Origin of the sequence: Aminobacter sp. AP02 (assembly GCF_003148805.1) — a bacterium.
Taxonomy (GTDB): Bacteria; Pseudomonadota; Alphaproteobacteria; order Rhizobiales; family Rhizobiaceae; genus Aminobacter.
Genome location: NZ_QGGX01000007.1, coordinates 143,251 through 165,617 on the forward strand (window position 1 = coordinate 143,251; position 22,367 = coordinate 165,617).

Annotated in this window: 22 protein-coding genes; 14 read left to right on the plus strand and 8 right to left on the minus strand. The window is 63.0% G+C overall.

Annotated features, from left to right (window positions below; all coding sequences use genetic code 11):
- The first annotated feature begins 594 nt into the window (after positions 1-594).
- The 6 genes from C8K44_RS11040 (at position 595) to C8K44_RS11065 (ending at position 6,038) form a co-directional block, all read left to right on the plus strand.
- On the plus strand, positions 595-1,983 hold the full coding sequence (locus C8K44_RS11040; RefSeq protein WP_109575839.1) for a dipeptidase: 1,389 nt from the start codon (positions 595-597) through the stop codon (positions 1,981-1,983).
- 76 nt (positions 1,984-2,059) lie between these two features.
- Entirely contained in the window at positions 2,060-2,677 is a 618-nt protein-coding gene (locus C8K44_RS11045; protein WP_109575840.1) for a ribonuclease D, read from the plus strand.
- Positions 2,678-2,826: 149 nt separating this feature from the next.
- Positions 2,827-3,126 carry a hypothetical protein gene (locus tag C8K44_RS11050; RefSeq protein ID WP_109575988.1) on the plus strand — a complete coding sequence of 100 codons (300 nt, stop codon included), beginning with the start codon at positions 2,827-2,829 and terminating at the stop codon, positions 3,124-3,126.
- Positions 3,127-3,197: 71 nt separating this feature from the next.
- On the plus strand, positions 3,198-3,446 hold the full coding sequence (locus C8K44_RS11055) for a hypothetical protein (protein ID WP_109575841.1): 249 nt from the start codon (positions 3,198-3,200) through the stop codon (positions 3,444-3,446).
- 35 nt (positions 3,447-3,481) lie between these two features.
- Positions 3,482-3,697, plus strand: a complete 216-nt coding sequence (locus tag C8K44_RS11060; protein WP_109575842.1) for a hypothetical protein — start codon at positions 3,482-3,484, stop codon at positions 3,695-3,697.
- Between the two features lie 124 nt (positions 3,698-3,821).
- The gene (locus C8K44_RS11065; RefSeq protein ID WP_109575843.1) at positions 3,822-6,038 is read left to right on the plus strand and encodes a transglycosylase domain-containing protein; all 2,217 of its coding nucleotides are present in this window, start codon (positions 3,822-3,824) and stop codon (positions 6,036-6,038) included.
- A 65-nt stretch (positions 6,039-6,103) separates the two neighbouring features.
- On the opposite strand, the gene ybaL is transcribed toward C8K44_RS11065, so the two are convergent.
- Both ybaL and C8K44_RS11075 read right to left on the minus strand, forming a co-directional pair.
- Positions 6,104-7,903 (minus strand): YbaL family putative K(+) efflux transporter, encoded by a 1,800-nt coding sequence (gene ybaL, locus C8K44_RS11070; protein ID WP_109575844.1) that lies wholly within the window; start codon positions 7,901-7,903, stop codon positions 6,104-6,106.
- Between the two features lie 194 nt (positions 7,904-8,097).
- Positions 8,098-8,547, minus strand: a complete 450-nt coding sequence (locus C8K44_RS11075; RefSeq protein WP_109575845.1) for a host attachment family protein — start codon at positions 8,545-8,547, stop codon at positions 8,098-8,100.
- Positions 8,548-8,964: 417 nt separating this feature from the next.
- Between C8K44_RS11075 and cysG the strand changes: the two genes are divergently transcribed.
- From cysG to C8K44_RS11100, 5 genes are read left to right on the plus strand one after another with little or no spacing between them, the layout of a single operon-like run.
- On the plus strand, positions 8,965-10,416 hold the full coding sequence (gene cysG / locus C8K44_RS11080; RefSeq protein ID WP_109575846.1) for a siroheme synthase CysG: 1,452 nt from the start codon (positions 8,965-8,967) through the stop codon (positions 10,414-10,416).
- Positions 10,413-10,718 carry a DUF2849 domain-containing protein gene (locus C8K44_RS11085; protein WP_109575847.1) on the plus strand — a complete coding sequence of 102 codons (306 nt, stop codon included), beginning with the start codon at positions 10,413-10,415 and terminating at the stop codon, positions 10,716-10,718. Before cysG ends, C8K44_RS11085 begins: the two co-directional genes overlap by 4 nt.
- Before the next feature lie 20 nt (positions 10,719-10,738).
- Entirely contained in the window at positions 10,739-12,409 is a 1,671-nt protein-coding gene (locus C8K44_RS11090; RefSeq protein WP_109575848.1) for a nitrite/sulfite reductase, read from the plus strand.
- Positions 12,384-13,142, plus strand: a complete 759-nt coding sequence (locus tag C8K44_RS11095; protein ID WP_109575849.1) for a phosphoadenylyl-sulfate reductase — start codon at positions 12,384-12,386, stop codon at positions 13,140-13,142. The genes C8K44_RS11090 and C8K44_RS11095 overlap by 26 nt, the downstream gene beginning before the upstream one ends.
- Positions 13,143-13,152: 10 nt before the next feature.
- Positions 13,153-13,698, plus strand: coding sequence for a DUF934 domain-containing protein (locus tag C8K44_RS11100; protein ID WP_109575850.1), 546 nt, complete (start codon positions 13,153-13,155; stop codon positions 13,696-13,698).
- 7 nt (positions 13,699-13,705) lie between these two features.
- Here the strand turns inward: C8K44_RS11100 and C8K44_RS11105 are convergent, their stop codons facing one another.
- Positions 13,706-13,924 (minus strand): hypothetical protein, encoded by a 219-nt coding sequence (locus tag C8K44_RS11105; RefSeq protein ID WP_109575851.1) that lies wholly within the window; start codon positions 13,922-13,924, stop codon positions 13,706-13,708.
- Between the two features lie 192 nt (positions 13,925-14,116).
- Between C8K44_RS11105 and grpE the strand changes: the two genes are divergently transcribed.
- The 3 genes from grpE to C8K44_RS11120 all read left to right on the plus strand — a co-directional run bounded on the left by grpE (position 14,117) and on the right by C8K44_RS11120 (position 16,922).
- Positions 14,117-14,794, plus strand: a complete 678-nt coding sequence (gene grpE / locus C8K44_RS11110; protein WP_281062991.1) for a nucleotide exchange factor GrpE — start codon at positions 14,117-14,119, stop codon at positions 14,792-14,794.
- 116 nt (positions 14,795-14,910) lie between these two features.
- Positions 14,911-15,543, plus strand: a complete 633-nt coding sequence (locus C8K44_RS11115; protein ID WP_109575853.1) for a trimeric intracellular cation channel family protein — start codon at positions 14,911-14,913, stop codon at positions 15,541-15,543.
- A 68-nt stretch (positions 15,544-15,611) separates the two neighbouring features.
- Positions 15,612-16,922, plus strand: coding sequence for an NAD(P)/FAD-dependent oxidoreductase (locus tag C8K44_RS11120; protein ID WP_109575989.1), 1,311 nt, complete (start codon positions 15,612-15,614; stop codon positions 16,920-16,922).
- A gap of 72 nt (positions 16,923-16,994) precedes the next feature.
- Here the strand turns inward: C8K44_RS11120 and C8K44_RS11125 are convergent, their stop codons facing one another.
- The 5 genes from C8K44_RS11125 to lspA all read right to left on the minus strand — a co-directional run bounded on the left by C8K44_RS11125 (position 16,995) and on the right by lspA (position 22,322).
- Complete coding sequence (locus C8K44_RS11125; RefSeq protein WP_109575854.1) at positions 16,995-17,348, minus strand: MmcQ/YjbR family DNA-binding protein; 354 nt, start codon at positions 17,346-17,348, stop codon at positions 16,995-16,997.
- A gap of 4 nt (positions 17,349-17,352) precedes the next feature.
- Positions 17,353-18,183 (minus strand): GNAT family N-acetyltransferase, encoded by an 831-nt coding sequence (locus tag C8K44_RS11130; RefSeq protein ID WP_245417458.1) that lies wholly within the window; start codon positions 18,181-18,183, stop codon positions 17,353-17,355.
- Positions 18,184-18,382: 199 nt separating this feature from the next.
- Positions 18,383-20,662 carry an ATP-binding protein gene (locus tag C8K44_RS11135; RefSeq protein ID WP_109575856.1) on the minus strand — a complete coding sequence of 760 codons (2,280 nt, stop codon included), beginning with the start codon at positions 20,660-20,662 and terminating at the stop codon, positions 18,383-18,385.
- A 131-nt stretch (positions 20,663-20,793) separates the two neighbouring features.
- Positions 20,794-21,543: an SH3 domain-containing protein gene (locus tag C8K44_RS11140; RefSeq protein ID WP_109575857.1), complete on the minus strand. Its 750-nt coding sequence runs from the start codon at positions 21,541-21,543 to the stop codon at positions 20,794-20,796.
- 287 nt (positions 21,544-21,830) lie between these two features.
- Positions 21,831-22,322, minus strand: a complete 492-nt coding sequence (lspA, locus tag C8K44_RS11145) for a signal peptidase II (RefSeq protein WP_109575858.1) — start codon at positions 22,320-22,322, stop codon at positions 21,831-21,833.
- Between the last annotated feature and the right edge of the window lie 45 nt (positions 22,323-22,367).

Consider the following 22,367-nt stretch of genomic DNA (forward strand, 5'->3'; position numbering starts at 1 on the left):
AGCTGAAAAAATGGCTATCCAGGAGCGATGTCCCAAGAACGTTTTACGTCTAAATTAATCTCACACGAGAATTATCCTCAGATTGGCGGCATACGGATTTTGATCAATTAATCGGTTGATCTTGCAGTCGGTATCATTGGAAAGATTTGGCCCATAGCATTTGTCGTCGCCGACGAATTCGTTCCGACGGATTTGATCGCGGATCGCCTACGGATCATCGAATACATGAGCAAGCAGGCCAAGGGCTGGGGCCATGCGATGGGTTCAATCACGGTCATGTTACAAAAGTGTAATCTTCGTGCCCTTGAATCGCCACGTTCAAGGGAACAAATAGTAGGCATCGGCAGTTTTTGCCGAAGTCCGGTCTCAGGCCCGTCCCCCGCCTATCCGGACCCTGCGGCAGCCTCATCCCCCTCTCCGGGCTGCCGCACCGTTTAAAGATGTGCCGCCGTGGCTACCCCTCCACCACGGCGGCACTTTTTCATCCCGCTACGGCATGCATTTCCATCGTTGGTCGCTGGCCTAATCGTGCCGGCTTTTCGTTTTCGTCTGTGGTCACTAGGTTGCGCCCCAGAAGAATCGAAAGGCACAAAAATGACCGCCCTCGCGCCCGTTCTCGACCGTCTCGACAAGAACCTCGACCAGTCCCTGGAGCGCCTTTTCGGCCTGCTTCGCATCAAGTCGATCTCCACCGATCCTGCCTTTGCCGGCGATTGCCGCAAGGCCGCCGAATGGCTGGTCAAGGACCTCAGGACCATCGGCTTCGACGCCAGCGTCCGCGACACACCGGGCCACCCGATGGTCGTTGCCCATCATGACGGCCCGGCCGGCTCGCCGCATGTGCTGTTTTACGGTCACTACGACGTCCAGCCGGTCGATCCGCTGGACCTGTGGGAGAGCGATCCGTTCGACCCCAAGATCAAGGAGCTGGAGCCGGGGCGCAAGGTCATCACCGGTCGCGGGTCGTCCGACGACAAGGGCCAGCTGATGTTGTTCGTTGAGGCCTGCCGCGCCTGGAAAGAAGTGCATGGCGGCCTGCCGTGCACGATCACGCTGCTGTTTGAAGGTGAAGAAGAGTCCGGCTCGCCATCGCTCAAGCCGTTCCTCGATGCCAATGCCGAAGAACTCAAGGCCGATTTTGCCATGGTCTGCGATACCGGCATGTGGGACCGCGAAACGCCGGCGATCACGACTGCGCTGCGCGGATTGGTCGGCGAGGAGATCACGGTTCACGCCGCCGATCGCGATCTGCACTCGGGCGAGTATGGCGGTGCCGCCGCCAACCCGGTGCGCATCCTGGCCAAGGTCTTGGCCGATATCCACGATGAGACCGGCCGTGTCACCATTCCCGGCTTCTATGACGGCGTCGAAGAAACGCCCTCCCAGATCTTGAAGTCGTGGGAAACACTTGGCGAGACGGCCGAAAAGTTCCTCGGCGAAGTTGGCCTGTCGATTCCGTCGGGCGAAAAGGGACGCTCGGTGCTCGAGCTGGTCTGGGCGCGCCCGACGGCCGAGTTCAACGGCATCATCGGCGGCTATACTGGCAAGGGCTTCAAGACGGTGATCGCGGCGGAAGCCTCGGCGAAAGTATCGTTCCGTCTCGTCCACAAGCAGGATCCCGAAAAGATCCGTTCAGCCTTCCGCGATTTCGTGCGGGCGCGCGTCCCCGCCGATTGCACCGTCGAGTTCCATGAGCATGGCGGCTCGCCGGCAATACAGCTGTCTTACGAGTCGCCCTTCCTGGCAAATGCCAAAGACGCGCTGTCGGATGAGTGGTCGAAGCAGACGGTTATGATCGCCATGGGTGGCTCGATCCCGATCGTCGGCGACTTCCAGACTTATCTCGGCATGGAATCGCTGCTGGTCGGCTTCGCGCTTGCCGATGACCGCATCCATTCTCCCAACGAGAAGTACGACCTGACCTCGTTCCACAAGGGCCAACGCTCCTGGGCCCGCATTCTTGAGGCGCTGACCCGTTCGTGACCACCTAACATCAACTTTCTGTTGATTTTTCATCCGATCGCGGCGAGGACGAGCCAAGCCGCGATCGGAGAAGACCATGACCATCCGCTTCCACAAGAACGACCTGCCTGACCTTACCAACTACAATGTCGACGCGGTCGCCATCGACACCGAGACCCTGGGGCTGAACCCCCATCGCGATCGCCTCTGCGTCGTGCAAATTTCACCGGGCGATGGCACCGCCGATGTGATCCAGATCGCGCCGGGGCAGAAGAAGGCACCGAACCTCGTAAGCCTGCTCAAGAACCGCAAGATCACCAAGCTGTTTCATTTCGGGCGCTTCGACATCGCCGTCATGCACAATGCCTTCGGCGTGATGGCCGAGCCGGTGTTCTGCACCAAGATCGCCTCGCGCCTGACCCGCACCTACACCGATCGCCACGGTCTCAAGGACATTTGCAACGAGCTTCTGGGCGTCAGCCTGTCAAAGCAGCAGCAGTCGTCCGACTGGGCGGCCGAGACGCTGTCGCCCGAGCAGCTGGAATACGCCGCCTCCGACGTGCTCTATTTGCACCGCCTGCGCGACGTGCTGGCCGGTCGGCTTGAACGCGACGGACGCACCAAGGAGGCAGAGGCCTGCTTCCGCTTCCTTCCCACGCGCGCCAAGCTCGACCTGATGGGTTGGGACGAAGACGACATCTTCGCCCATAGCTGAGATTTTCCAGCCCGTTGAAATTGCGCAGTTTTTACCTCGAAAGCCGGTTCCGGCTTTCGAATGTCGAGGCTTCGGACAATCCTTTCTTTTGGAACGAACTTGGCGGCTGGGCCGTTTGGGAGCGTTACTTGATGAAAGGAAATGCCCGAATGGCTACGACCCGTGAAGAAATCCAGTCCGACCTCGAAGAGCAGGTTTCCCAGCTGACAAAGCAGGTCGCTTCGCTGACCAAGGCGATGTCCAAGCGCAGCGCGGCGGCGCTTGCCGATACGCGCGAAAGCGCCTCTGAACTCTATGACGGTTTCTACGACCGGTTTTCCGACGCGATGCCTGCCATGCGCAAGCAGGCACGGTTGGCCCAGAAGCGGGCGCAGGAAAATCCGATGACGACTGCGCTCGTGGGCGTTGCCGTTTTCGGTTTGCTGGCCGCGTTGCTGACGCGCCGATGACATTCGCCCCCGCGTGGCTTTACCGGGCCGCGCGGTGGGCTATTGTTCGTCATCACACTTGAGGGAACAGCATGAGCGCCAAACTGCCGATCGACACCGCGCCCAGGGATGGCTCGAAGGTTACGGTCTACTGGACCGACCGCGACGGCCAGGAAAATGAATCGGTGGCGCAATACCGTTCGCTGGCCCGCCTCAAGTCTGCCGGCGGCCAATGGGACGACAGCGACGAGGGCTGGTGGGCCTATGTCGACAGCGACACCCAAAAGCGCATTTCCCCGCACTCCTGGTCCAAGCCTGGCGGCGACGACGAGGAAGAATAGGCGTATGATCGGGTTGCCTGCCAGGGAGAACAGCCATGGCCGAAAAACCCGATCGCAAAGAGCCCGAACGCAAAGAGCATGAGTTCATGGTCGCTTCTGTCGAGTCGGCGAGGGACGATACACTCGACGGCATCGCCGTGACGCTTGTCGATGTCCGTGGCGGGCGCGTGCGCCTGCACATGGATCCCGACATCGCCGAGATATTGCGCGAACGCATCTCGGCCGCTCTCAACAAGACCATTGGGCCTTGAGACTTGCGGCAACCCCCGCCGCCGTAGCGCCGCTTGTCCACACCGCGTCACTTAATGCCTCCTTAAATCGCCGCATTTAATGTCCAACCGGAACGCCATTGGCATGGGGGCCGGACACACAGGTATGGCGAACCGAAGAGACAGACGCATCGAGCCAAGCTTCGATGGACCGCGCCATGACGCGGAAGACGAGGTCTTTTCGGTGCGCGAGGAGGATCGCGTCGTGCCTAGCCGCAAGGCCCCTGCAAAACGCAAATCCTCCAAGGCGAGGTCGACGCCCCGAGGCCGGGCCAGAAAACCGCGGCGCGGCATGTTCGGCATTGTCGGCCGGCTGGTCTACTGGTGCTTCGTGCTTGCCATCTGGGGCGGTATCGCTGCCGCCGGCATCGTCGTCTACTACGGCGCCAAGATGCCGAGTGCCACGACTTGGGCGATTCCCGACCGCTCGCCCAACATCAAGATCGTCGGAGTCGACGGCAAGCTGATTGCCAATCGTGGCATGACCGGCGGCGAGGCCGTCGGCCTGCACGAGATGTCGCCCTACATTCCGCAAGCCGTGATCGCGATCGAGGACAAGCGCTTCTATTCGCATTTCGGCTTCGACCCGATCGGCCTGGCGCGCGCCGTTTCCACCAGGTTCCTGCATGGGCGTTTCACCCAGGGTGGCTCGACGCTGACCCAGCAGCTCGCCAAGAACCTGTTCCTGAAGCCCGACCGCACGTTGGAGCGCAAGGTCCAGGAAGTGCTCCTGGCGATGTGGCTGGAGCAGAAGCACACCAAGGACCAGATCCTTGAAATGTATCTCAACCGGGTGTTTTTCGGCTCCGGTTCGTACGGTGTGGAAGCGGCCTCGCGGCGCTATTTCGGCAAGTCCGCGCGGGATGTGACGCTCGCCGAGGCGGCTTTGCTGGCCGGCCTGCTCAAGGCGCCGTCAAGGTTATCGCCGGCACGCGACCCAAAGGCAGCCGGCGACCGCGCGCAGCTCGTGCTGGCCGCGATGCGCGACCAGGACATGATCGGCCAAAAGGAGCTGACCACGGCCATGAGCGCGCCGGCTACGCGCGCCGCATCGTTCTGGACCGGTTCGGAAAATTATGTCGCAGACAGGGTGATGGCGGAACTGCCCGACCTGATCGGCGAGGTGCGTTCGGACATCATCGTCGATACCACTGTTGACCTGACCCTGCAGGAGCTGGCCGAAAAGTCGATCCGCCGCCTGATCGACGAGAACGGCAAGAAGCTCAATGTCAGCCAGGGCGCGCTGGTGTCGATCGACAATTCGGGCGCCGTGCGTGCCATGGTCGGCGGCTATGATTACTCAACCAGCCAGTTCGACCGCGCGTCCGAAGCGCGGCGCCAGCCTGGATCGGCCTTCAAGCCATTCGTCTACATGGCAGCCGTCGAACAGGGCCGTACGCCCGACAGCGTCCGCAACGATGCGCCGATCAAGATCGGCAAGTGGACCCCTGAAAACTACCAAGGCAAGTATTTTGGCCGCGTGACGCTGAAGACCGCACTCGCCAAGTCGCTCAACTCGGTGGCGGCCCAGCTTGCCATGGAAGTCGGGCCCAACGCGGTTGTCGAAGCGGCGCACCGTATGGGCATCGAATCCGAACTGCAGCCCAACGTCTCGATCTCGCTTGGCACGTCCGAGGTGACGCCGCTCGAGCTGACCGCAGCCTACGTGCCTTTCGCCAATGGCGGTTATCGCCCCGAGGTGCACATCATCCGCCGGGTCACCACGACCGACGGCAAGGTGCTGTACGAAAACACGTCCGGCGGCGGCCCTCGTGTCATCAGCCCGGAGGTTGTCGGCATGATGAACGCCATGATGACCGGCGCGGTGGAAGAGGGCACGGCCAGGAAGGCAGCCTTCGCATGGCCGGCTGCCGGCAAGACAGGCACCAGCCAGAACTCGCGTGATGCCTGGTTTGTCGGTTACACCGCGAACCTGACAACGGGCGTATGGTTCGGCAATGACGACGGCAAGCCGATGAAGAAAGTTACCGGCGGCGCGCTGCCGGCCCTTGCCTGGCATGAATTCATGGTCGCCGCCCACGAAGGCGTACCGGTGGCGGCATTGCCGGGCTCGTGGACGCCGAGGCCCGAGACACCTGAAGTCGCGGTCGAAAGCCAGCCGCTCGACGACAACAGTTTTCCGGCAGCGCCGCAGCCAATTCAGCGACAACAGCAACCTCGACCGGTCGAGCAGGTCGGTGATGCCGGGACGCAGGAGCAATCCTCGACGGCCTCCATCCGCCGCCCGGTGCCTCCAGGCGATGTCGGCGGCCCGACCCAGCGTCGCGAGACGTCCATCCTCGACGTTCTCTTGGGGAATTAGTCCTCCGCTTGCGAAGATGCATTGGCGCGGCCGAACTCAAGTCGCGCGCCTCACACGGTGCCTGATCAGGCAACTGCCGGTGATTGCTCGGGATCGCCTCTTGGCGGCGTGGTCTTGGCCGCCAGCACCTGCTCGACGATGCCGCGCGCGATCTCACGCTCGCCCATGATCACCTTGTCGGCGCCGAGCCCGGTGAGATGGTCGACCTCGGCGTCGGAATGGGCGCGCGCCACGATCAGCATCTCGGGATTGGCGGCCTTGGCCTTGAGGATGATCTGGCCGGCCTCGAAGGCATTGGGGATAGCCAGGATCAGCCGTTTTGCGCCGGCGGCATTGGCCGAGGCGAACACCTCGCCCTTGACCGCATTGCCCGACACCGTCTCGATGCCGTCTGCCTTGAGCTTGGCGACAGTCTTGTGGGCATCCTCGATAACCAGGAAGGGCAGGCCGGCCTCCCTCAGGGATTGGCCGACGAGCGAGCCGACGCGGCCATAGCCGATGAGGATGGTGTGGTCGGTCAGCTTGGTCGGAGGCGGCGCATCCTCGTCGTCCGCCACTGGCACGACGGTCGTGGTCGCGACCTCGCCAGGTTCGGTCGCCGGGCCGATCGGCACCGCTTCGACGGCCTCGGCAATGCCGGCGCGCTTTTCGAGCCAGGGCTTCAGGCGCGCCGCACCGGCAAAGGCCAGCGGGTTGAGCACGATAGACAGGATCGCACCGGCCAGGATCAGGTCGCGTCCTTGTTCGGGCAGCAGGTCGAGGCTGACACCCAAACTGGCGAGCATGAACGAAAACTCGCCGATCTGGGCAAGGCTGGCGGAAATGACGAGCGCCGTTGCAACAGGATATCCGAAGGCGACGACGATCAGGAAGGCGGCGACCGACTTGCCGATGACGATGATGAACAGCGTTGCAAGGATCGGCCAGGTGTTGCTGAGCAGGCTCGTCGGGTCGAACAGCATGCCGACCGAAACGAAAAACAGCACCGAAAACGCGTCCCGCAAAGGCAGGGTCTCTTCGGCCGCCTGATGGCTGAGCTCGGATTCGCTCATCACCATGCCGGCGAAGAAGGCGCCGAGCGCAAGCGACACGCCGAACAGTTTCGCGGCTCCGAAGGCGACGCCGAGCGCGATCGCCAGCACCGCGAGGCGGAACAGTTCGCGCGAGCCGGTATGGGCGACGTAGTGCAGCAGCCAGGGAATGACGCGACGGCCGACGACCATCATCAGCACGACGAAGGCGGCGACCTTGGCAAGCGTGATGCCGAGCACGCCCCAGACGCCGAAATCGAAGCGAAGGGCGAGGATGTTGGGCGCCTGTGCCGCCTGCTGCTCGCCACCGAGCACGCCGGCGAGCGCGGGCAGCAGCACCAGCGCCAGCACCATCGCCAGATCCTCGACGATGAGCCAGCCCACGGCGATGCGTCCGCGTTCGGTTTCGATCATGCGGCGCTCCTGCAGGGCGCGCAAAAGCACGACCGTCGAGGCGACCGACAGCGCCAAACCAAACACCAGGCCGGCACCGATCGACCAGCCGAGCAGCCAGGCAAGCGCTGCGCCAAGCGCGGTCGCGAAGGCGATCTGCACGATCGCGCCGGGCACCGCGATTGCGCGCACCGACAACAGGTCCTTCAGCGAGAAATGCAGGCCGACGCCGAACATCAGCAGGATGACGCCGATTTCGGCGAGCTCCAGCGCCAGTTTCTGGTCGGCGACGAAGCCGGGCGTATTCGGCCCGACCAGCATGCCGGCGATCAGATAGCCGACAAGCGGGGGAACCCTGAATCGATTGGCGAGAGCGCCGAAAATGAATGCCAGCCCCAGACCGGCGACGATGGTAGCGATGAGGGGCGTGTCATGCGGCATTGTCCCGGCGGCACCTTTCGGAAATTTGACGATTTGTTGGGGTGCGGCGGTGAAATCCGCTGCGTTTCCAATATGGTGGGCGCAAGCGCGCATGCGCAACCCTGAGCGGCCAAGAAACTTGGCATATGGCAAAAAAAATGCCGGCAATCGCTGCCGGCACACATCACGAGGTTGCTTGGAACTACTGTAGCGGGTCAGGCCGCCATCAGGATCGTCTCGATGTCGGCGACGCTGTGATTGGTCAGTGTCTTGGGAAGTTCAGCCAAAACGCGCTGGTCGACTTCCTTGTGCAGCTTCTTGCGCAGTTCGCCGAGCACCACAGGTGGAGCGACCAGCACGATCTCGCGAAAATCGCCAGCGTGGGCAAATTTGTAGAGCCGTGCAGCGATCTCGTCGGCGAAACGCTCCTTGGCGACCCTGTGCCAGTCGGTGTCGTCGACAGCACTGCGATGGGCCGAGGGACCGTCGCTGTAGCGGCCGGGGCGATCGCTGCCTTGCTCGCGTGTCGGCGGGTTTTCCTGTTCCATTTCGCGCACGATTTCGAGGTTCGGGTACTTCGTGTCGCCTTGGTTTCGCAAAAACAGCGCCTTTTCGCCATCCGCCACCAGCACCCAGATCCCGTGCTTCAGATTGATGTGCGTCATGTCGTGCTCCTTTTTCTGGCGAGGCGTTGTGCCCCGCTTGGGGAACGCGAGGTGCCCGCGGATGTTCCGAAAAGTTTGGCGGCAAGGTTGCCTGGCTTAATTCTACTAAGTTAGTAGAAATTAGCAAAAACGAGCCGAACATGCTTCATGTGCGCGCCTGGCCGATGGCCTGGTCGGCTGTGCTGCACGCTTGGCAATTCCTTGCGATGCAAGGGTTGTAGGCCCTGATCCTGGCGCTGAGGCTCATGAGACGTCGCCGAGCGGAAATGGCCGTTCCGGCCACGGCGCGGAATAATATTCTATTGCCTCAATGGCGCGGGCAAAAGCGATTGCCTCCCATGCCGGGGCGCGCGAGTGCGTTTCTTCTGTGCCGCGGCAAGGGCAGCTAAAAATGGCGGGTATCCCGGAACCCCTGACATGACGCAAGCCGCCGCCAAGCTGAATGCCTTTCCGATCTTCCTGAAGGTCGAAGGCCGAGTCGTGGCCATCGTTGGCGGTGGCGACGAGGCGCTGGCAAAGGCCCGCCTGCTCAGCCAGTCCAGCGCGGAAATCCGCATTATCGCCGAGCATGTCGAGCCTCAGCTGCGCGACTGGATCGCTGCCAACGGCGCAACCCGCATCCACGCGACTTATGAGTCAGCGCTGGTCGAGGGCGCGGTGCTGGTGTTCGCGGCCACCGGTAACGAGTTGCTCGACCGTCGCATCTCCCAAGACGCCCGCCGCCTCGGAATCGCCGTCAATGCCGTCGACCGCCCCGAACTCTGCGATTTCTTCACGCCCGCACTCGTCAACCGTGCGCCGGTGGCCGTAGCCATCGGCACCGAAGGGGCGGGGCCAGTGCTTGCCCAGATGATCCGCGCCCGTGTCGACCGCATGCTGTCGCCTCAGCTGGGCGCGCTGGCAACGCTGGGCGCGAGCTTCCGTGACGCGGTCGAGCGCTTGCTGCCCAAGGGCAATGTGCGTCGCGGTTTCTGGCGCGAATTCTTTGAAGGCGCCCCCGCCCACGCCCTCGACAACGGCCAGCTTGCCGACGCGCATGACGCCGCAACCGAGCTGTTGCTGCAAAATGGCTCGACCAAGGGCCATGTTGCGCTCGTCGGCGCAGGCCCCGGCGCCGAGGATCTTCTGACCCTGCGCGCCCATCGCCTTTTGATGGAAGCCGATGTCATCGTGCATGACGCGCTGGTGCCGGAGGCGGTGATCTCAATGGGCCGCCGCGACGCCGAGCGGCTGCCGGTCGGCAAGCGCAAGGGTTGCCATTCCAAGACGCAAAGCGAGATCAACGATCTGCTCGTCGAACTGGCACAGGCCGGCAAGCGCGTGGTGCGCCTCAAGTCGGGCGATCCCCTGGTCTTCGGCCGCGCCGGCGAGGAGATGCAAGCGATGCGCGATGCCGGCGTCTCCTACGAGGTCGTGCCGGGCGTAACCTCCGCCTTTGCCGCCGCCGCGGATTTCGAGCTGCCGCTGACGTTGCGCGGCGTGACCTCGTCGATGGTCTTTACCACCGGCCATGATCTCAAGGGCGGCTCGCTGCCCGACTGGGCCAAGCTCGCGATCTCAGGTGCTACCGTCGCCGTCTACATGGGCCGCTCCGTCGCCGCCGACGTTGCTGGCCGTCTCATCGCTGCGGGGCTTTCGCCCGATACGGCGGTGGCCGTCGTCGAGAATGCCAGCCTGAAAAACCGCCGCCGCTTCCACGGCACGCTCGCCGACCTTCCTTCGCTCGAAGGCCGCGGCGACCTCACAGGTCCAGTCATGACCATCATCGGCGACGCGGTTGCGGGTGCGAATTTCGAACTCTCCGAGCCGCTCGCGGCACACAGGCACGAACAGGCCGCATTCGCGGCGCTCGAAGGAAGCAGGGCATGAAGATCCTTACCGCCAACCGCCTGACCGATGGCGAGGCCGTGTGGTTTTCAACCGACGGCAACTGGGCCGAGACGATCGATGTCGCTGCGACCGTCTACGACAAGGCTGGCGAAGCGCGCCTCGAGGCGATCGGCAAGGCTGCCTACGACAACAACGAGGTGGTCGACGTCAATTTGATCGACGTCAGCGTCGTCGATGGCGCGATCCACCCGCTCAGGCTGCGCGAAGTGATCCGCGCGGCCGGCCCCACCAACCGCCTCGACCTTGGCAAGCAGGCCCGGCCCGCAGCCGGCGCCGCCTGAAGATAGACCGGAAGACGACCATGTACCGTTACGACGAATTCGATCATGACTTCGTGAAGGCCCGCGTCGCCGAGTTCAGCGATCAGGTCGAGCGCCGCCTTGCCGGCGAGATCACCGAGGACCAGTTCAGGCCGCTGCGTCTGATGAACGGCGTCTATCTCCAACTGCACGCCTACATGCTGCGCATCGCCGTGCCCTATGGCACGATGAACTCCAAGCAGATGCGCATGCTCAGCCACATCGCGCGCAAATACGACAAGGGCTACGGCCATTTCACCACGCGCCAGAACATCCAGTTCAACTGGCCGGCCCTGTCGGACATTCCGGCGATCCTGGCCGATCTCGCCAGCGTCGAGATGCACGCCATCCAGACCTCCGGCAACTGCATCCGCAACGTCACCGCCGATCACTTTGCCGGTGCGGCCGCCGACGAGGCCGCCGACCCGCGTCCCTACGCCGAGATCCTGCGCCAGTGGTCTTCGGTGCATCCCGAATTCTCGTACCTGCCGCGCAAGTTCAAGATCGCGGTAACTGGCGCCGAGCGCGATCGCGCGGCGATCCAGACGCACGATATCGGCCTGCATCTGAAGAAAAACGAAACGGGCGAGCTCGGTTTCGCCGTCTATATCGGCGGCGGCCAGGGCCGCACGCCGATGGTTGCCAAGAAGATCCGCGACTTCCTGCCCGAAGAACACCTGCTGTCCTACACCACCGCGATCCTGCGCGTATACAACCTCTATGGACGCCGCGACAACAAGTACAAGGCGCGCATCAAGATACTGGTCCACGAGACCGGCGTCGACGAGATCGTGCGACAGGTCGAGGCTGAATGGCAGGCGCTCAAGGACGGCGAACTGAAGCTGCCGGAAGCGGACGTTGCGGCGATCCAGTCCTATTTCGCGCCGCCGGCGCTGAAGCCACGGCCGGAGGGCGACGAGGTGATCAAGCTCGCACGGCTCGATTCCAGGAGCTTCGGCGAATGGCTCGACCAGAACGTGTTCACCCACTGCAATCCCGACTACGCTGCCGTGACGATTTCGCTCAAAGGCATCGGCGAGGTGCCGGGCGACGCCACCGACAGCCAGATGGAGGCAGTGGCCGACATCGCCGAGCAATACGGTTTCGACGAAATTCGCGTCAGCCACGAGCAGAACCTGATCCTGCCGCATGTCGCGCGCGCCGACCTCAAGGCGGTCTACGACGCGCTGGTGGCGATCGAGCTTGCCACCGCGAATTCGAACCTGATCAGCGACATCATCGCTTGCCCGGGCCTCGACTACTGCGCTTTGGCCAACGCCCGTTCCATCCCGGTGGCGCAGGAAATCTCCAGGCGTTTCGCTTCGCTGGAGCGTCAGCGCGACATCGGCGAGCTGAAGCTCAAGATCTCGGGCTGCATCAATGCCTGCGGCCACCACCATGTCGGCCACATCGGCATACTGGGGGTTGAGAAGAAGGGCGCGGAGCTTTACCAGGTGACGCTTGGCGGTTCGGCCGACGAGCACACGTCGGTCGGCGAGATCATCGGCCGCGGCTTCGGCCCGGAGGAGATCACCGACGCCATCGAAACCATCGTCGAGACCTATCTTCAGATCAGGCTCGACCGTTCGGAAAAATTCCTCGACGCTTACCGCCGCGTAGGCCCAGCGCCGTTCAAGGAGGCGCTCTATGCTAGCGAAGCCAAGGCAGCCTGACGGCGACACCGAGGCGCAGGTTCTGGCTGAGGCCGCATCGCTCGACGCGCTTTACGGGCATCTGACGCCCGTGGAGATCATCGAGCGCGCCGCAATCGAGCGCTTTGCAGGCGAAATCGCCGCCGTTTCCTCCTTCGGGGCGGATTCGGCGGTCTTGCTGCACATGATCTCTGAAGTCGACCGCAAGCTGCCGGTGATCTTCCTCGATACCGGCAAGCATTTCGGCGAAACACTCGACTATCGCGACGCACTCGCCGCCGATTTCGGCCTGACCGATATCCGCATCATCACGCCTGACGAGGCGGCATTGGCGCGCGTCGATCCGACTGGCGAGTTGCACAAGACAAGTACGGACGCCTGCTGCGACGTGCGCAAGGTCGAGCCCATGGCACGCGGCGTCGAGCCGTTCCGCGCCTGGTTCACCGGCCGCAAGCGGTTTCAGGCGGCGACACGTGCCGCTCTGCCGGTGTTCGAGCAGGTCGGTCCGCGCTTTCGCATCAATCCGCTCGCCCGTTGGACGACCGCCGACCTCGCCGAATACATGCGCAAGCACGCGTTGCGCGAAAACCCGCTGGTCGCTTATGGTTACCTGTCGATCGGCTGCTTTCCGTGCACGCAGGTCGTCAAGCCGGGCGAGGATGCCCGCAGCGGACGTTGGGCCGGGCAGGGCAAGACCGAATGCGGCATCCACCTTTCCGGCCTCGAACAGTCGCTGACCGACGCATCCCTCTAGGAATTTCTACATGACCGAAGCGACACCGGAGACAAAGATCCGCCTCTGGACATCCCAGGGCTTCCGCGACGACGGCTGGGTCCATGCCGAGGACGCTGGCGCGCTTGCCGGCAACAGCCGGGTCATCCTGCCGCTCCAGGCCTTTCTCGAACTGGATCCGGCGCAGCGCAATGCCGCCAAGGAGCGTCTTGGCGTGTCGCTACAGCCGGGCGACCAGCTTGAGGCGATCGTCGAGTTTCTGGACGATCTTGCGCTGGTGGCACTTGCCTTCCCGGCGTTCAACGACGGCCGTTCGTTCTCGAAGGCTGAACTTCTGCGTAGCCGGCACAATTTCGAAGGCGCCGTGCGGGCAACCGGGCAGGTTCTGATCGACCAGTTGCCGCACATGCTGCGTGTCGGCTTCAACGAGTTCGAGGTCTCGCACCCGGTGCTGCTGAAGCGGCTCGAAGCAGGCGAGGTTGGTGGCTTGCCGCTTCATTACCAGCCCGCGGCCAAGGCAGCTCAACCATCGGAAAAGGGCGCCAAATACACGTGGCGCCGCGCCGCGGCGACATAAGACGGCTTCAGCCTTTTGACAGCGGCTGGGCTTGCTCAGCGGCCTCGAGCTTCTTCAGGAGCTTTCTGAGCTTCTTGGGAAGGGTGCCATCTGCCCGGAACACCGGCATGGATTCGAGCACGCGCACATTGCTTTGCGAGGCAAGCTGGCGCCTGATGTCAGTGGCGACCTTGGCTGTGGTTTTGCTGTTGTGTGTGCTTGGCATGACAAAAGGCCTGTTCTTCATCGTGAGAACTCCTGCCAGATGCAAATGGTTCCCATATTGGTGGCCCCGCCATGGCAATCGTCGCCCTGTATGGTAAAACTTGAATTAACTTGGAATTGCCGGCGCTTGCCGAACCGGGGCTGAGGGCGCCGCAAGGCGCGGCATCCCGTCCCCTGCGACCCTTGCCCCTTGATTTTTGGCACCCAAACCTCGATATCGGGCGCAACTTCAAACGTATCCGAACAACGGGAAATGGCGATGAGCGACCAGGCAAAAGACGAACGCGCGCCCGATGAGACGGCGGCTGCCGAGGCCCAGGCCGAAAAGATCGAGGGCGCTGTCGACGGCGACTATGAAGCTGTCGTGCGACTGCTGAAAGAAAACGAAGAACTCAAGGACCGCGCTTTGCGCACGGTCGCCGAGATGGAGAACCTGCGCCGCCGCACCGCGCGCGACGTCCAGGATGCCCGCGCCTATTCGGTGGCCAATTTCGCCCGCGACATGCTTTCCGTGTCGGACAATCTGCGTCGCGCCATCGAGGCGGTTTCCGACGAGGCGAAGGCTGCCGGCGGCGCTGGACTTGCAAGCCTCATCGAGGGCGTCGAGGTGACCGAGCGTTCGATGCTCGCGGCTCTGGAGCGTCACGGCGTGCGCAAGCTCGACCCGCAAGGCGAGAAGTTCGACCCCAATTTCCACCAGGCAATGTTCGAGGTGCCGAACCCCGACGTGCCCGCCAACACGGTCGTGCAGGTCGTGCAGTCGGGCTACACCATCGGCGACCGCGTCCTGCGTCCTGCCATGGTCGGCGTCGCCAAGGGCGGCCCCAAGCATGTCGCCGAAGCGCCGGCCGAGCCCGGTCCGGTCAACGAGCAAGCCGAAAAGGACGCCTGATCGGCGAATAGAGGACAGGGAGTAGTGAGTAGGGAATAGATTTAGAGCGGCTCTGGCTTCGGTGCCCGACGCTGCTATTCTCGCTCACTATTCGCTACTCGTTACTCGCTGGCAGCATGAACCTACTGCTCTACCTCGACTATGCCGGCGTGGCGGTGTTTGCCGCCACCGGCGCGCTTGCTGCTTCGCGCAAGCAACTCGACATCATCGGGTTCTTGTTCCTGGCAAGCTTCACCGGCATCGGCGGCGGCACCGTGCGTGACGTGATTCTTGGCCTGCCGGTGTTTTGGGTGGTCAATCCGGCTTACATCCTGGTTTGTGTCGCCGTGGCCTGGGTGGTCTTCTTCACCGCCCATCTCGTCGAATCCCGCTACAAGCTTTTGCTCTGGCTTGATGCGCTCGGCATGTCGGCCTACGCCGCCATAGGCGCTGCCAAGGGGATGGAGGCAACCGGTTCGCCGACGGTCGCCATCGTCATGGGGCTTTTGACCGCCACTTTCGGGGGCATCCTGCGCGACCTGCTTGCCGGCGAACCATCCGTGCTGCTCAAGCCCGAAATCTATGTCTCCGCTGCGATGGTCGGGGCCGGCATCTACACGCTCGCCGAGATCGCCGAACTGCCGCCTCAGGCATCAGCGGTTGTCGCCTTCGTCGCCGCCTTCATGGTGCGCGGTGGGGCGCTGAAATTCGGGTGGACCTTCCCCGCCTACCGCAGCCGTCCCGGCCGAAATCCGGAGGATATTCCGTGAGGATCATGGCCGCGCCCCGGTTCCAAGGCGCGGTTTCGCAGGTGCCGCATCAGCAGAGGATACCCGCCATGCAACAGCGAATAGTGGTTGTCGGCGCAGGTTTTGGCGGCCTGGAGGTCGTCAAGGGACTGGCCGGCGCACCGGTCGACATCACCTTCATCGACCGGCGCAATCACCATCTTTTTCAGCCGCTGCTTTATCAGGTTGCCACGGCCTCGCTGGCCACATCCGAGATCGCCTGGCCGATCCGTTCGCTTGTTTGGGACAGGCCGGGAGTTACGACCGTCCTGGCCAATGTGACGGGTGTCGACGCGAAGCGACGCCTTGTGCTGCTCGAAGACGGCGCAACGGTGCCATACGACACGCTGGTGCTGGCGACCGGAGCTCGCCACGCCTATTTCGGGCACGACGAATGGGAGCCTTACGCCCTTGGCTTGAAGACGCTGGAGGATGCAACGACGATCCGGCGGCGCATCCTGGTGGCTTTCGAACGAGCCGAGCAGGAGGCCGATCCTGAAAAGCAGGCCGCGCTGTTGACCTTCGTCATCGTGGGCGCCGGTCCGACCGGGGTGGAGCTGGCCGGAACGATTGCCGAATTGGCGCGCGATACGTTGCCGCGCGAATTCCGTAACATCGACACGGGCCGGGCACGGGTCGTGCTGATCGAAGCAGGCCAGCGTGTTCTGGCAGGATTTCCCGAAGACCTGTCTGACTATGCGCTACGCTCGCTTCGCAAGCTTGGCGTCGAGGTCGAGCTTGGGCGAGCGGTCTCCGACTGCTCCGCCGACAGCGTCACTTATGGCGACATCAGGCTGGCGACCAGGACGATCATCTGGGTTGCCGGCGTGCGCGCATCACCCGCTGCCGAGTGGCTGGGGGCACCTGCAGACAGGGTGGGACGCATCCAGGTGATGCCCGACCTTACGGTGCCCGGTCACCCCGAGATCTTTGCCATCGGCGACACGGTGACGGTGAACGGGCCGGACGGAAAGCCCGCACCGGGGATCGCACCCGCCGCCAAGCAGGAGGGCCGGTATGTCGCCGCCGTCATCAAGCAGCGGCTGCGCGGTGATGCCGAGCCGCAGCCGTTCCACTACCGCCATCAGGGTAGCCTTGCCCAGATAGGCAAACGACGCGCGGTCATCGATTTCGGTTGGATGAGACTGCGAGGCGCGCTGGCTTGGTGGCTGTGGGGCATCGCCCATATCTACTTCCTCATTGGCTCGCGAGCCCGGCTCAGCGTCGCCATCAACTGGCTTTGGGTTCATGCCCGCAATCAGCGTAGCGCACGGCTGATCACACAAGGCGAGGCGCAAATCGAATCGCCTGAAAATCCGACGGCCAAGGGCGCTGTCAAAGCAAATTCGCCGCTGGGTTAGCGATCGGGCCCCGCGACATCGCGGCGAGGCCTCGGCAGCTGCCAGATGAAGATCGTGCCGAAGCGGCGCGGTTTAGGCTTTGTACTGCCGCGTTTTCAGCAGGCTCTTCGGAGCCTGCATCATCCAGGCGCGTTCGAGCCGCGTTCTGAGCTGATCGAGCGGGATTTCGTGGACGCGCACCAACATGGCCGGCCAGCCCTTGTAGTGAGCGGTTTCGAAGTAGAGCCGTGGGTCGGCCGCCACCAACATCTCTTTTTCCTCGAGCGCGCACATCACCACGACCGTGTCGGCGTCCTTGACGCGGCAGAGGAATTTCTTGCGGACCTGAAGGGACGGTGTGCCGTAGGACGTGCTTTCGACAATCTCCGGAAGGCCTTCGGCCGCTGTTCGCAGCATCTCGAAGGCCCTGGAGAGATCGTCGACCATTGCTCTAGGCGGCGAAGCGCTGGGCTTCCCCGCCATAATAGTTGATGTAGCGGGCGCCGATTTCCTTGACCGGCATGACGATGAAGACGTCTGTCGTGCCGAAGTCGTGGTCGATGACGCAGCCGTCGCCGATCTTGGCGCCGACGCGCAGGTAGCCTTTGACCAGTGGCGGCATGGCAGCGATCGCCGACTTGGCGTTGATCGCTTCGATCGGCATCAAGTCCATGGCGCAATAGCGCGACGCGACCGCGCGCACGTCCCAGTCGGCACTCGTGCGGCAATGATGGGCAAGATAGGTCAGCGCCTCGGCATGTGCCGCTGGCACCGTGCCGTGGAACGAGGCGCAGCCAGTCATGACGTCGATGTCGTAGCGGTTGAGATAGGCCCAGATGCCCTGCCACAGCGCCTCGATGGTTCGCTTGGAGCGGTATTCGGGCAACACGCAGGAGCGGCCTAGCTCGAGAAAGCGCTGGCCGGGATGGCGCGCGATGAGCTTGTTGAGTTCGAATTCGTCGTCGGAGTAAAAACCGCCGGCTTCGGTCGCGCGCTCCTGGCGCAGCAGCCGATAGGTTCCAACGATGCGGCGATGCTCGGGGCCGTTGATCGACGTGTCCAAGACCAGCAGGTGGTCGCAAACGTCGTCGAAGCGGTCGGCGTCGCGGCGTTCGATCGAGTGCGCCGCCTGCTTCCGGGCACCCAGTTCGTCGAAGAACACGCGGTAGCGCACTTCCTGTGCGGCGGCGATCTCTGATTCGTCTCTGGCGAGGCGAACTTCCAGCGTACCTATCCGTCCGAGCGGTGTACCTGGCAGCAAAGGTTTGGAAGGCACTGTCAACTTGGCGCCGTTGGCTTTCTGAGTGTCACTGTCCGGCAAGGCTGTATGCACGGGTGATTCTCCTTCGAGCCATCCCTCCTGGCGCGGGGATACGGTGTCGGTGCTACAGGATTGTGACAGTATCGTGATCAACCGGCACGGGCAAGACTTCCAAGGCAAGCAACGGCGTCTAGCCGGCTAGGGAATCGGCAGGAATAGTTCAGGCGGCGGCGCGCTGTTCGACAAGATTTATCAGAACATCGGGGTCGAGCGGCTTGGTGACGAAGCCGCTCGCACCATGCGCCAGGACTGCATGGCGGGTCTTTTCCTGGCTGTCAGCCGACAAGACCATGATCGGAACGGCTGAAAGGCCATGCTGCTCTTCATGCCTGCGGATGGCCGAAATCGCGTCCAAACCGTCCATTACGGGCATGTGCATGTCCATCAGCACCACGTCGTAGCGGCGTTTGCGCGCCGCACCCGTGACCGCCTCAACGGCAGCCTTGCCGTTGTTGACGACGTCGACCCGGTGCCCAGCCTTGAGCAGCACGGCGCGCGCGAGCATGGCGTTGATATCATTGTCTTCGGCGATCAGAACCGACAGGCCATGAAGATGTGGATGAGCCGCAGGTTTGCTCGCCGCGCGACGTTTTGTGAGCTGCGGCTGCACTTGGACGACGCCCTGATTCGCCAGCAACACGCGAAGCAAGGTCTCGCCACGCACCGGCCGGGCGAGGAAAGTCGCATAGCCGCTGGCGCGCAATTCGCCCAGCAGTCCGCGGTCGTTGGGAGCGATCAGCGTCACCGCTTCGCTTGCGGCGAAGCCGCTCTCGCGCAGTTGCCTCAGCATGCGCCCGTCATTTTCTTCCAGTGCCGCATCGATGAGGATCGTGTTGCAGCCCGCGGCCAGGCCTTGAGCCTGTTCTGGCGTGACGGCGATGTCGGCACTGCCGCCATGTGCGCGGATCGTCTCGGCGATTGCCTCGGCCTCGGTGGTGTTGCGGGACAGGATCACCGCGCGGCGGCCGGCAAGCATTTCAGTGCTGGCTTGTGTGTCGTCGGCGGCGCCAACGGCGGGCAGGTCGAAGGAAAACTCCGAGCCTTCGCCTGCAATGCTGTTGGCCCGTATCGTTCCGCCCATCGACGTCACCAGGCGCTTGGAGATGGCCAGGCCGAGGCCAGCGCCACCATGCGAGCGGGTCGAGGTGCCGTCGGCCTGTTCGAACTCCTCGAAGATGCGGTCCATGTCCTCGGCGCGCAGGCCGGGTCCGGTATCGGTAACGGTGAAGCGGATCATGTCGCCGATGCGTTCGACGGAAAGCCTGATACCACCGGCGTCCGTGAACTTGATGGCGTTGCCAATCAGGTTGAGCAGCACCTGGCGCACCCGGCCCGGGTCGGCGGTGATCATCTGCGGCACGTTCGGCGCGACGTGGCAGCCCAGTCCGATGCCCTTGCCGAAGGCGCGCGAGGCCAGCAGCTCGACCACATTGTCGGCGATCTCGCGCGGCGACATCGGCTGCGGTTCGGGATCGAAGCGTCCTGCCTCGATCTTCGAATAGTCAAGCAGGTCCTCGATCAGGGCCAGAAGCGCACTTGCCGACGTCGAGACCGCACCGACATAGGTGCGTTGCTCGGGCGAAAGTTCGGTATCGTGCAGAAGCTTTGCCATGCCCATGATGCCGTTCATCGGCGTGCGGATTTCGTGGCTGACCGTGGCAAGGAAACGCGACTTTGCCTGGCTTGCATATTCTGCGCGCTCTCGCGCGCTGATCAATGCTGTTTCGGCACGTTTCCGGGCGGTGATGTCGCGGGCAATCGCCCTGTGCGATACCGTGTTGCTGGCCTTGTCGCGCACCGAAAGTTCGATCCAGGAGAACCAGCGCACGGCTCCGTTCGAGCGAATGCCGACGTCGGTGGAGCTCAGGCATTCGCCCTGGGAGAAGGCGGCATCGGGAACGACGCCGACATCGACGCCGAGTTCCGACAAAGTGCGCCCGGCGATATCGCGCTCATCCTGGCCGATGAGCTCGGCGAAAACCTTGTTGGCATAGACGATACGGCCGTCACGGTCGCGGTGCACGACCAGGTCGCCAAGCGCATCGATGAGCCCGCGAAAGCGTTCTTCGCTTTCCTGCAGCTCCCACATGCGGTCGGCGAGGGTTTCGATCTCAGCGCGGTTGCGTGAAGCGCTTTCGGTAATCGCTTCGGCGGCGCGCTCACGCTCGCCAAGGCTGCGCGAAATAAGCACGAGGCCGGTGATGGCGGCAGCTATCAGGCCGATGCTGATGAAAGCCGGCGCGCCGGTCAGGTGGGCCATACCCGCGAGCACGAATACGGTCACGATCGTGATGAAATAGAGTCCGCGTGGCGGCTCCTTCGGCAATTGTAGCTCAAGCGACGGCAGCGTCATGGCAAGGCGACTGGACAGCGTTTCGGCGCCGCCGCTGGGCGCGCCCTGCGTCGTCGTTGCTTTCGCTGTGCCAGGCTCCGTCATCATGGCGGAAGCCTAGCACCGAGTGCTTAGGGAAGATTTGGACGGATCGTTCGAATTTTAGCTGTCGCGCCGATTTGCGCTACACGTTGGGTCCAGCGTGCGTAGTTGGTGCGTTCGTTCGGACGCGTGGCACTCTACTGGATGTAGGTTTTGAAGACGTAGCCGCGCTTGCCGTTGAAAACGATTTCACACCATTGCGTACACGCCACCAGTTCCACAGAGGTCTTGGCCGGGATGACGCCCAGGACCTGACCGCCCTTTTGCGGTTTGGCGCGCATGTTCACCGAACGCTTGATGGTGGCCTCGCGACCGCCTTTGCCAGCTTGGCCGGCGGGCTTGACCTCGGCCTCCATCGCTTTGACGGCGGCGGTTTCAGCAGGATCTGGCCTGGTGGTTTCGGCCAGCGCGAGTGGAGCTGAATCGACAGGATCCGCAGCGACGACCTTCTCTGCACCAGGTATGGCAGGCATCGCTTCCAGCGGCCGGTTCGCGGCCGCTGCCACCACCTGTGCCCAGCGTGGGTCGGCCGCTAGCGGCATGTCGGAGGCTTCTTCGGCAGAGGCGTCGGAAACCAGGATCGAAGTGCGGCTGGTGGCGACGCGTTCCTTGCGACCGGTCGGTTCGGCGGCGATCGCTGTGATCTTTTCCTTTGCCGGCGCGGCTGCGGCCTGTTGGGCATCTAGCGCGGTATTTGCCGAATGCTGGCCCATATGCGGCACGATGAACAGTGCCGAAACGGCTGTCACGCTCATAAGCGCGGTCATTGCCAATACGCCGCAGACCAGCCCGCGGTTCGGCGCGTTTTCGCGCCAGGAAGCCGGCTCGGCTTTCATGAACATCATCGCGGAGCGCGACCTGTTGGCTGCGCCCAACCCGAAGGGCATTTTCACTAGCAACTCTCCACTCAGGCCCCAAGCGCTCGGAAAAATGAGCGTCCCCACCTGTCGTTTCGACCCGCAAATCTACGCCGCGTAGCCGCAAGACAGTTTAGTCGGTACCTATCGGCCCGTCCACCGATCGCACCATGATGACCGATTGTGGCAGACCTTGGACCCGATTGCGACCATGCTGAAAAAATTCTTAACCGCCAAGAGAAGTCTGTCCGGGAGCCGCGATCGACTTCACGCATAAGTCACAAAGCGTATTGTAACTTGATCGGCAAAGAAGGCCGTTACTTGTCGGAGGTGGTGGTTTCCCTGCGGCCACGCCGCCAGCTCAGGAATTCGTCCAGCACCACCAGAGCGGCACCTATCGAGATGAAGGCGTCGGCGAGATTGAAGATCGCAAACGACCACACCGGAGTGTGGAACAAGATGTAGTCGATGACGTGGCCGTAGACGGTGCGGTCGATGAGATTGCCGAGCGCACCACCCACGATCAGCGCGAAGCCAAAGCGCGAGATGACCTGCTGCGGTGTCGTGCGGATGGCCAGGTAGGTCACGAGTGCGATGACGATTGCGGTCAGTGCGATCAGACCGGTGTCGCCGACATTCGAAAACATCGAAAAGGCGATACCTGTGTTGTAGGTACGAAAAAGCGCCAGGAATGGCAGCACGTCGACTTTCTCGTGCATGACGAGATTGGCTTCGACGAGGATTTTGATCCACTGGTCGAGCGCCACGGCCAATGCCGTCACAAGGCCATAGAATGCTACTGACTTCACTTGGCGCGGCCTCCTTCAGCGCCACGCGCCCAAGAGGGCGCGCAA

Excerpts from the sequence above, each read along its gene's own strand:
- C8K44_RS11040 (WP_109575839.1), top strand. The coding sequence starts at position 595 with ATGACCGCCCTCGCGCCCGTTCTCGACCGTCTCGACAAGAACCTCGAC.
- C8K44_RS11045 (WP_109575840.1), top strand. The coding sequence starts at position 2,060 with ATGACCATCCGCTTCCACAAGAACGACCTGCCTGACCTTACCAACTAC.
- C8K44_RS11050 (WP_109575988.1), top strand. The coding sequence starts at position 2,827 with ATGGCTACGACCCGTGAAGAAATCCAGTCCGACCTCGAAGAGCAGGTT.
- C8K44_RS11055 (WP_109575841.1), top strand. The coding sequence starts at position 3,198 with ATGAGCGCCAAACTGCCGATCGACACCGCGCCCAGGGATGGCTCGAAG.
- C8K44_RS11060 (WP_109575842.1), top strand. The coding sequence starts at position 3,482 with ATGGCCGAAAAACCCGATCGCAAAGAGCCCGAACGCAAAGAGCATGAG.
- C8K44_RS11065 (WP_109575843.1), top strand. The coding sequence starts at position 3,822 with ATGGCGAACCGAAGAGACAGACGCATCGAGCCAAGCTTCGATGGACCG.
- ybaL (WP_109575844.1), bottom strand. The coding sequence starts at position 7,903 with ATGCCGCATGACACGCCCCTCATCGCTACCATCGTCGCCGGTCTGGGG.
- C8K44_RS11075 (WP_109575845.1), bottom strand. The coding sequence starts at position 8,547 with ATGACGCACATCAATCTGAAGCACGGGATCTGGGTGCTGGTGGCGGAT.
- cysG (WP_109575846.1), top strand. The coding sequence starts at position 8,965 with ATGACGCAAGCCGCCGCCAAGCTGAATGCCTTTCCGATCTTCCTGAAG.
- C8K44_RS11085 (WP_109575847.1), top strand. The coding sequence starts at position 10,413 with ATGAAGATCCTTACCGCCAACCGCCTGACCGATGGCGAGGCCGTGTGG.
- C8K44_RS11090 (WP_109575848.1), top strand. The coding sequence starts at position 10,739 with ATGTACCGTTACGACGAATTCGATCATGACTTCGTGAAGGCCCGCGTC.
- C8K44_RS11095 (WP_109575849.1), top strand. The coding sequence starts at position 12,384 with ATGCTAGCGAAGCCAAGGCAGCCTGACGGCGACACCGAGGCGCAGGTT.
- C8K44_RS11100 (WP_109575850.1), top strand. The coding sequence starts at position 13,153 with ATGACCGAAGCGACACCGGAGACAAAGATCCGCCTCTGGACATCCCAG.
- C8K44_RS11105 (WP_109575851.1), bottom strand. The coding sequence starts at position 13,924 with ATGAAGAACAGGCCTTTTGTCATGCCAAGCACACACAACAGCAAAACC.
- C8K44_RS11115 (WP_109575853.1), top strand. The coding sequence starts at position 14,911 with ATGAACCTACTGCTCTACCTCGACTATGCCGGCGTGGCGGTGTTTGCC.
- C8K44_RS11120 (WP_109575989.1), top strand. The coding sequence starts at position 15,612 with ATGCAACAGCGAATAGTGGTTGTCGGCGCAGGTTTTGGCGGCCTGGAG.
- C8K44_RS11125 (WP_109575854.1), bottom strand. The coding sequence starts at position 17,348 with ATGGTCGACGATCTCTCCAGGGCCTTCGAGATGCTGCGAACAGCGGCC.
- C8K44_RS11135 (WP_109575856.1), bottom strand. The coding sequence starts at position 20,662 with ATGATGACGGAGCCTGGCACAGCGAAAGCAACGACGACGCAGGGCGCG.
- C8K44_RS11140 (WP_109575857.1), bottom strand. The coding sequence starts at position 21,543 with ATGCCCTTCGGGTTGGGCGCAGCCAACAGGTCGCGCTCCGCGATGATG.